At 40.8% G+C, this 9,204-nt stretch carries 5 protein-coding genes and 2 pseudogenes; 4 read left to right on the top strand and 3 right to left on the bottom strand.

What is annotated here, in order from left to right; genetic code table 11:
• Window positions 1-164 (top strand): transposase (locus C200_RS14140; RefSeq protein WP_033923641.1); only part of this gene is annotated, 164 nt, incomplete at its 5' end.
• Between the two features lie 365 nt (window positions 165-529).
• Here C200_RS14140 and C200_RS01160 read toward each other — a convergent pair.
• Together C200_RS01160 and C200_RS01165 are read right to left on the bottom strand one after the other, a co-directional pair.
• Window positions 530-3,460 (bottom strand): insulinase family protein, encoded by a 2,931-nt coding sequence (locus tag C200_RS01160; RefSeq protein WP_016211114.1) that lies wholly within the window; start codon window positions 3,458-3,460, stop codon window positions 530-532.
• A gap of 132 nt (window positions 3,461-3,592) precedes the next feature.
• Window positions 3,593-5,545, bottom strand: a complete 1,953-nt coding sequence (locus tag C200_RS01165) for an ATP-binding cassette domain-containing protein (RefSeq protein WP_016211115.1) — start codon at window positions 5,543-5,545, stop codon at window positions 3,593-3,595.
• A 192-nt stretch (window positions 5,546-5,737) separates the two neighbouring features.
• Here C200_RS01165 and C200_RS01170 point away from each other — a divergent pair, with 192 nt between their 5' ends.
• Complete coding sequence (locus tag C200_RS01170; RefSeq protein ID WP_016211112.1) at window positions 5,738-6,385, top strand: TetR/AcrR family transcriptional regulator; 648 nt, start codon at window positions 5,738-5,740, stop codon at window positions 6,383-6,385.
• Window positions 6,386-6,440: 55 nt separating this feature from the next.
• Window positions 6,441-7,766 carry a ribonuclease HI gene (gene rnhA / locus C200_RS01175; RefSeq protein WP_016211113.1) on the top strand — a complete coding sequence of 442 codons (1,326 nt, stop codon included), beginning with the start codon at window positions 6,441-6,443 and terminating at the stop codon, window positions 7,764-7,766.
• 29 nt (window positions 7,767-7,795) lie between these two features.
• On the opposite strand, the pseudogene C200_RS01185 reads toward rnhA, so the two are convergent.
• A pseudogene (locus tag C200_RS01185) lies at window positions 7,796-8,586 on the bottom strand (sulfite exporter TauE/SafE family protein).
• Between the two features lie 336 nt (window positions 8,587-8,922).
• Here C200_RS01185 and C200_RS01190 point away from each other — a divergent pair.
• Window positions 8,923-9,204 (top strand): annotated as a pseudogene (locus C200_RS01190) (helix-turn-helix domain-containing protein); the annotation flags it as partial.

Raw genomic sequence — 9,204 nt, forward strand, 5'->3', positions numbered from 1 at the left:
GTCACTTATTATTTTTACCCCCTTATTCTCCTGATTTAAACCCGATAGAGCATGTATGGTCACCGCTTAAAAATAGGGTTCGCATGAAGCTTGATCAAGATGAAATAAATTTAGAGACAGCGCTTAGTCAAGTAATGAAGTCAATGTCAGAAACTATTCGTTGAGTGCTATAACATTCGGCCTCACTTTAACCGTACTCGAACTTAAAGCTGCAATTAGATCCTGAGAAAATCTGCTTAACTCATTTTCCCGACCAATTTCTCTAAAAAATCCAGCAAATTCTGATTGATTTATTACTGCACTTTTAAAAAAATCAAAATTGTTCACCATCTCTCTAGCCTGCCTATATATTATATAAATGTATAAAATTTATATTAAAAATATAATTTATGCAATATTAACCGCCACTTAAAATACTAAACATAAACAAATAAAATTTATTTTTATATAACAAAAATATAATAAAAGCTAATAAAAAGGCGCTAGCAAAAGCACCTTTTATTTATTTTTAGAAAAGATAAAAAATCAACTATAGATTAAAAATTGTTAAACCTAGATTTTCACATTCAGACTTTAATGCCGGACTTGCAATCACTGCTGTACTGACATTATCACCATTTAAATAAGTCCTCGCAACACGAATAATATCCTCGCGTGTTACCGCCAAGGCGCGCTCACGAAAACGCTTACGTACTTCATAACTACGACCATGCAAATCATTAAAAAAGGCCTGACGAGCTTCACCAGCCGGTGAACTTGGTTTATCCAACGCTGCAATCACCCCCAATACTGACTCTTCGATCTGTTCATCCAAAAACTCACCCTTTTTAAGCCACTCAACAGACGCAGAAAAATCATTTAAAGTATCAGCTAAACGTGGATCTCGATAAGAGTAAAAACGCAACACGCCATTATCATTATCATGCGTCGCCCCTCCACCATAAGCACCGCCTTGCTCACGTACCGCACGATGTAAAAAACCATTGCGCAAAATACCACCAATAATAGTCAATACCGGAGCATCAGCATGACCACTCGGTACGGTTTTATAGGCATGCGAGCAAAAATTCACTTGGGTATTCATTAACCAGGCACAATTCACTGTCTCTTGCACAGATGCTAATGCCAACTGAGTGTCTTTACTATTAGACTCAGCAGCCTCTACTTGCCATTGCACATTTTCGACCAATGGTTGGCTATTTTCCTCGCCGATCATCAGTAATTGCTTAGCATTCCCCATGACTTTACTATGGATAGCGGCAAGGGTTTGACCAAGCGCAATGACTTTTGTCTTATCACTTAAACTCTCATCAAGTGCTTTTAACGCCTTCACACCCGCTAAGCCTTCTAATTGATAATGCAACTTAGCCACCGGACTCATACCTGAACTTGCAGCCCCCATCACAAACGAATGACCCGCACTGACAATGCTTTGCTCACGACTAGCACGAATTTGCGCAATCAACTCACGTAGGCGACTGGTTTCATCAAAACGCACTTGATTAAATAATTTCTGCATTAATTCGTTAAAGTCGTGATAATTGCGTGCTAATGCTTTTCCTGATAAGACAAAATAACCTTTAGCATATTGCTCATTATCAGGCTGACCTTTAAACGTTGTATACGCATTAAAGCCACCACTGCAACGCGCTTGGGCTTCTTGAACATCTATATAGCTTAATTCTCCTGCGCCTAGTTCAGGTAAACACGCAGTATATAACGGTAATACTTTCAGTTCTGCTTCATTCAGTTCTGGCATATCTACAACAATTTGCTGATACACCAGGCCATTGGTCCCTTGGGTGTAATATTTACGCTGTATTTTTCCTGACTCATTAAGGGCCAAGCCTTCAATTTTTGGAATATCGCCAGGTACATCGTTGAGTGTCACTTTCGGTAAAATACCCGGATCATCCGCAGCTTCTTGACGAGATTTTAGCTTATTCGCCAACTCAACCATCTGCTGCTTTGCTTGTGTAGATAAACGCCCTTTAAGTTCAGCCAAATATTTTTCTTCTGTTTGCGCTTTACGGGCTGTTAATTTCTCATCTGGATTTAAAGTAAATAACACCTGATGAGGGTTATTTAATAAACTTTCTTGCACTAAATGTTTAATAAAGTTTGGATCTTTAATTTCTTCGCGCAACTCATCAAGCACTGGCTCAATATTAATGGCAGCAATCGCATCCCCACGATGCACAGAAGCAGTCAACATCGACAAAATCAACTTTAATCCATAAGGATAACCATCTCCGGTAACTTCACGTTGGCTGAGCTCAAATTGATGCAAAGCCGCGGCTAATTTCTCTTGACCAATGCCGTCTTTAGCCACTTTTTCAAGCACATTCAGAACTAACGTTTTAAACGCCTCAGCACTCTCAGGAGCACAACCTTCCAGGCCACACATAAAACTAATTTCACGATTCGAATCTTCTAAACCACAAATTGGCGCCGGTGCAGAACCTAAATCCGTCTGCTCTAGTGCGGCCATTAATGGACTTGCGCTGTTATCAAGTAACACACTCGATAATAAGTGCGCTTTAAACGCACTTTTAAGATCTACACTTTCACCCAATAACCAAGCGAGCACATGATAACTCTGTCGCCCAGAAGACGCCGTATCCAGTGGATACGCACGCGCAATACTCACAGGTGCGTGATAACGCTTTTCAGGTTTAACTTCGACATAATCATCACTACGCTCAAAACGTGATAAGACTTTTTCTTCAAAATTCTGCTGGTGTTCACTGGCTGAAATATTGCCATAGGTCATAAAAACTGCATTGCTTGGGTGATAATGCTTTTTATAAAATGCTTTTAGCTCATCATAGCTTAAATCTGTAATACACTCAGGATCACCACCACTATTATAGTGATAGGTTGATGTTGGAAATAAATAACTCGATAAAATATACCAAAGCTGCTGGGAAGGTGAGCTTAATGCTCCTTTCATCTCATTATACACCACCCCCTTATACATTAAGGGAGAATCCATATTATTCTCTTCAGAGAATACTAAACGATGCCCTTCTTGGGCAAAATCAAGCGGATCTAAACGCGAGAAAAAGACTGCATCTAGATAAACATCGAGCAAGTTATTAAAGTCTTTTTTATTCTGAGTCGCAAAAGGGTAAGCCGTCCAGTCACTGCTGGTAAAAGCATTCATAAAGGTATTTAATGAACGGCGAATCATCATAAAAAACGGATCACGCACAGGATATTTCTCGCTACCACATAATGCGGTGTGCTCCAAAATATGCGCCACTCCCGTAGAATCAGTCGGCACAGTTCGAAGCCCAACCAAAAATACATTTTCGGCATTATCCGCATCAATATGATAATGCTCAGCACCCGTCTGCCGATGACGATACTGGGTCACCGTCACATTCAATGCAGGAATATAGTCATCACGTAAATATTCAAATGTCTCATAGCCATGTTTTGATAAATTCAATGTCATCTCCAGTCTCTATCCCAAGTTTAGCCAAGTTTGGTTTACTTAAAGTTCTCGTTTTAATTTAATTGCTTACTTTATTCTTAACTATTTTAATCATAAGGCCTATTACAACTTCTTGAAACGGCTGTAAGCAAATTATTTTATTTTTGCATCCAGCGTCTCCCAACGCTCATAACAGGCGAATAACGCTTCTTCCAAAGTCGTCATCCGTGTAGTCGCCTGGCGAATCACGTCACTCTCTTGCTGATAAAAATCACCACTTGCCATTGCTAAATTCAACTCTTCTTGCTCATGCTCTAGTTGCTCTATTTTAGCTGGCAATGCTTCAAGCTCCTGCTTTTCTTTAAAGCTCAGCTTACCATTCGATTTTTTCTTTTGTTCTTTAACACGACTCTTATCCATAGTATTATTTTTATTAACACCACAGCTCTCTACTTGAGAACCTGCTGGATTTTTAATTAAATTTTGAGTTTGATTTTGAGTTTGAACTTGAGACTGGTCTTGAGATAAAACAGAACGTTGACGCAACCAATCATCATAACCACCGACATATTCATTCACCAGCCCCTGTCCTTCAAATACCAAGGTACTTGTCACCACATCATTTAAAAACGCTCGGTCATGGCTAACCAGTAATAATGTCCCCTGATAATCAAGCAATAACTCTTCGAGTAAATCTAATGTTTCCATGTCTAAATCATTGGTTGGCTCATCCAAGACCAAAACATTACAAGGCTGAGTAAATAATTTAGCCAGTAATAAGCGATTCCGCTCACCACCGGATAAGGCTTTTACCGGTGAACGCGCCCGCTCCGGTGCAAATAAAAAGTCTTGCAAATAGCTTATGACATGACGTTCCTTACCCTGCAACATGACAGTATTTTTACCTTCTGCTACCGTATCAAAGACCGTCGCCTCTTCATTCAATGCCTGTCTTAATTGATCAAAATAGGCCACTTGCAAATTTGTACCCGATTTTATTTCACCGGCTTGCGGAACTAAACGACCGAGTAACATTGCAAGTAAAGTACTCTTACCGGCGCCATTTGGACCAATAATACCAATTTTATCACCGCGCATAATCGTTACAGAAAAGTCACGGACAATCGGCTGATCATCATAGCGATAACAAATATTTTGTGCCTTAATAACGAGTTTCCCTGAGCGCTCACCACTATCCGCGCCTATTTTAGCCTGCCCTTGACGATTGCGACGTTGACTACGCTCCATACGCATTTTTTCAAGTGCACGCACACGCCCCTCATTACGTGTACGCCGTGCTTTAATGCCCTGACGGATCCACACTTCTTCTTGAGCAAGGCGCTTATCAAATAAGGCATTTTGTTGCTCTTCTTCTTGTAACATGGCTTCTTTGCGTTGCAAATAAGCAGCATAATCCCCGGGAAAACTCACCAGCTTTCCTCGATCTAACTCCACAATCCGTGTTGCTAAACGTTGTAAAAACGACCGATCATGAGTAATAAACAATAACGTCCCGGCATATGACACTAAAAATTCTTCCAGCCATTCAATTGCCGTAATATCCAAGTGATTCGTTGGCTCATCAAGCAGTAGGACATCCGGCTCACCCACTAAGGCTTGAGCCAATAACACTCGACGCTTCCAACCACCGGAAAGTGCGTTAAACTGACCTGCAGGATCAAGCTCTAAACGTGATAATACCCGGTCAATCTGCTGACGTGCCTGCCAACCTTGTTGCTCCTCAATACGATGCTGCAAGTTTTCAAACTCTTGATCAAATTGCTCTAGTTTTAATAGTTCATCATAACGTGCTAGACAACCGCCAAGCTCACCCAAACCGTGCGCCACCACCGATAAAATACTGCCCACCGTCCCTTCAGGTACCTCTTGCTGCAAGCGCTGAACTCTAACACCTTGCTTAATCAAGTACTCCCCCTGATCTGCTTGATGTTCACCATTAATCAATTTCATTAATGTCGACTTACCGGCACCATTACGCCCCACTAAACACACGCGTTCACCACGTCGCAACTGAAAATCAACATGATCAAGCAACAATGGCCCACCATAACTTAGACACACCTCGCGTAAGGTTAAAAGCGGCATAATAACTCCAACGTTAATTCAAACTTTAATTCAAAATTGGCCTTATTGTAGCTTAAAGCTAAGATTTTCCCTAAACTCAACAATGAGCAAACAAGCGTTCTAGATTAACTAAAAGCACTTGCCAGCAATGGATCAAGGCAAGTATGATAATTTAACGACTTAATAGATAGAACAACCCATAATAAAAGCATAATGACCACAGCCACAAAAAAACAACGCCCCAGTGCAGATATAACACGCTCTAATATCCTACAAGCTGCACAGAAGCTGTTTGCCAGCCATGGCTTTGCTGGTACATCAATCAGCATGATTGCAAAAAAAGCCAATATTAACCAAAGCTTAATCTACCATCATTTTACTAATAAACATGATTTATGGTGTAAGGTAAAAAAAGAACTTATCGCCCCTGACTTGTCTAAAGAAAGCCCCCCAAACACACAACTACAGTCACTTACTTTATATGACTTTATTAAAACCATTATCACGATCCGCTTTAATATTTATAAACATAACCCAGATATGGGGCGCATGCTGCTTTGGCAACGCCTCGAATTCAACGATGACAAGCCTCTATTAGAAGATAGTAGCCCGATGATAATAACAATACTCGATTGCATTACCCAATTTAAAAACGCGGGTAAAATCCATCCCCGTTATATAAATTACACAGCGTCTCAACTGTTATTTTATATTTTCACCAATGCCTCATCACTGTTTACCAGCCTATATGGTGCTTGGTTTAATAAAGACGAGATGACCGAAGAATTTCACAGACAATATGCTGATTTTATTATCACTGCGGTCTATCAGTCCTTAGCCTCTACTCCGACTCCACCTTAACCTTGTTAAATTAAAACTAAGCTTTTAATTTAACCTAGCTCAATATAGTTATAATATGCAGTACGATATTTATACCGATGGCAGCTGCCAACCACAAAGCGGTTTAGGCGGCTGGGCCACCTTAGTGCTTAACCATGATCAGGAAATTGAATTGTCTGGCTTTGTTACTCATTCAACCAATAACCGCATGGAAATTACCGCCGCAATTAAAGCGCTCGCATACGCGCCCAAAACCAGCCACATTCGCCTCTATACAGATTCGATGTATCTGATTCAAGGCGCACAAAACTGGCTTAAAAAATGGCGCCGACAAAATTGGTGCAATGCCTTTGGCGAGAGTATTGCCAATCAAGATCTCTGGCAGCAGCTCGATCAATTACTCCATGAGCATACCCACCCCATTCAGTGGCACTGGGTCAAAGGCCATGATGGCAACCTCTACAATGAACGCTGTGACCGGATGGCCGCAGCAGCGATCAGCAACCGTCACCCTTATAAAGAGCACAAGCTTAAGCGTAAACACAAGCAACCTCCCTTGTTACTTGTTGATGGCTCCTCCTTTATCTACCGTGCTTTTCATGGCATTCCAGCGCGCCATAACCATGCAGGTGAACCCACTGCCGCAATTTACGGCACAATTTCACTGTTACGTAAATTATTAAAAACCTATAAACCCAAACACATGCTGGTAGTGCTAGACCCTGCGGGCAAAACGCTACGCCACCATATTTACCCCGCCTATAAGTCCAGCCGGCCGCCCATGCCAGAAGAGTTAAAAATCCAAATTCCCCTCATTCGTGAATGCATAGACGCCCTCGGCATTCCTCGCCTGAGTATTCCCGGCATCGAAGCAGATGATATTATCGGCACTCTGGCCACCCAAGCTCATCAAGCCAAGCAGGCGACATTAATTGCCAGTAGTGATAAAGATATGGCGCAACTGATCACCCCGTATATCTCGCTACTCGATACCATGAAAGGCACGTTAACTACCCCAGAATGTGTTGAAAAACGCTTTGGTTTACGCCCCGAACAAATTCCTGACTATCTTGCCCTCATTGGTGATAAAGTCGATGATGTCCCTGGCATTGATAAAGTCGGCCCTAAAACGGCTCAGCGTTGGCTTGCCCAATATCATAACCTTGAGACCGTCATTCAACAGGCGGATCAAATTAAGGGCAAAGTCGGCGAAAATTTACGCAGCAGCATCAAGCAACTGCAATTAAGCCAGCGCTTAGTCACCATTTATCGTGACCTGGAGCTTCCTTATACACTTAGCGATTTAAAAAGAAAAAGCATCAATATCCATCAACTTGTAACACTATTTGAACGTTTTGAATTTAATACCTGGCTCGAGCGCTTGCAACATCATCATTCATAATATATTCCCTGAGTAAAGATTAGTTTTAGTTAATGAATCATCTGCATAATTACCGCCAATAATACAATACGAAATAGCCAAACCGACGTTTGCTCTGAAACGCGCTTGACCATCCACACGCCTAGAGGTGAACCTAAGAACGAACCTATTAATAAACCAATCAATGCAGGAAGATACAAATACCCAACGCTCCCAGAGGGTAATCCTGCCATACCAGCACTTGCAACCAGCAAGCTGGTCAGTGCAAACAAACCCATGGGAAATGCCAATGCCGTTGACATCGCTGCGCTTTTTTCATGGGATAACGATGGTATTGCATGTACGGATTAGTCATCGCTGAGCCACCAATCCCAACTAAAGAAGACAGAATACCAACAGAAAATCCAAGTATTGCTCGTGATAAAAAACTAGGATAAGTCGGCTGAGTTCTCCGCTGCCCTGCTTGACTTATACGATTAAAAAAACTCTGAATTAAAACGCTAATAATAACTATTATAAATAATGTTTTTACAAAAAAAACGAGAATAACTTTATCAAGTTGACCACCAATTAATGCACCAATGATTGTAAATATAACAATGCGTTTAAATAAAGAAACCACCAAATTATGACTCCGGTGATGGTGAAAAGTCGTATACAATGAATTAACCATAATAAAACCGAGTGATGTTGTTACTGCCAAGTGCATACTAAGCGTTGCACTCACTCCTTGTTGTGCGGTCAACCAGAGCATTACTGGCACAATAATAATACCACCGCCGGCGCCAATCCAACCAGAAAGGATTCCTGTAAAAATACCAGCAACAATTAAGCTATAAATATCATAGAATAATCCTTAAAAAAATAAATATATTTAAAATTAATATCTTAATATCAAGAGAGAATTAATCAGGCTATCAACGTTCTCTTCAATTTAAAACATTGATCTATATAACTAAAATGAATTATATTTATAAAATTAATAACTTTTTGGAATAATTAAAATCAATGAAAAACATTATCGCCTTTCTAGCCGTCACTCAGGCAAAGTCCTTTACCAAGGCAAGTGAGAGCATTCACTTAACCGCCCTCCGTCATCTGAAGTGCAACACTCAGTAGAGAGTTCATATTCATACAGATAAACTCTCTAGTTCGCCTTTTGACTTAGAGGGTAGAGATGGTTTATCGGCACTTAAATGAAAAAGATCGTTTTTATATCGAACAACGGTTATCAGAGGGAGACTCGCTCAGATCAATTGCTAGAGCACTTGGCTTTTCTCCTAGCACGATTAGCCGTGAGATTAAACGGCACACCCCAATCGATTTTAAAGGTCTTTATTGTCACCGGCTTACTTCTCGCTGCGCACAAGAAAACGAGCTAACGCTAAGCAAGGACAAGCTTTTTCAACAAATTTCAGAAGAGGAAAAAACTGTTGATTCATCAGCGGTTAAGCACTCA

This window comes from Piscirickettsia salmonis LF-89 = ATCC VR-1361 (assembly GCF_000297215.2).
Taxonomy (GTDB): Bacteria; Pseudomonadota; Gammaproteobacteria; order Piscirickettsiales; family Piscirickettsiaceae; genus Piscirickettsia; species Piscirickettsia salmonis.

Coding starts and splice junctions, on each gene's coding strand:
- C200_RS01160 (WP_016211114.1), bottom strand. CDS start 3,460: ATGACATTGAATTTATCAAAACATGGCTATGAGACATTTGAATATTTA.
- C200_RS01165 (WP_016211115.1), bottom strand. CDS start 5,545: ATGCCGCTTTTAACCTTACGCGAGGTGTGTCTAAGTTATGGTGGGCCA.
- C200_RS01170 (WP_016211112.1), top strand. CDS start 5,738: ATGACCACAGCCACAAAAAAACAACGCCCCAGTGCAGATATAACACGC.
- rnhA (WP_016211113.1), top strand. CDS start 6,441: ATGCAGTACGATATTTATACCGATGGCAGCTGCCAACCACAAAGCGGT.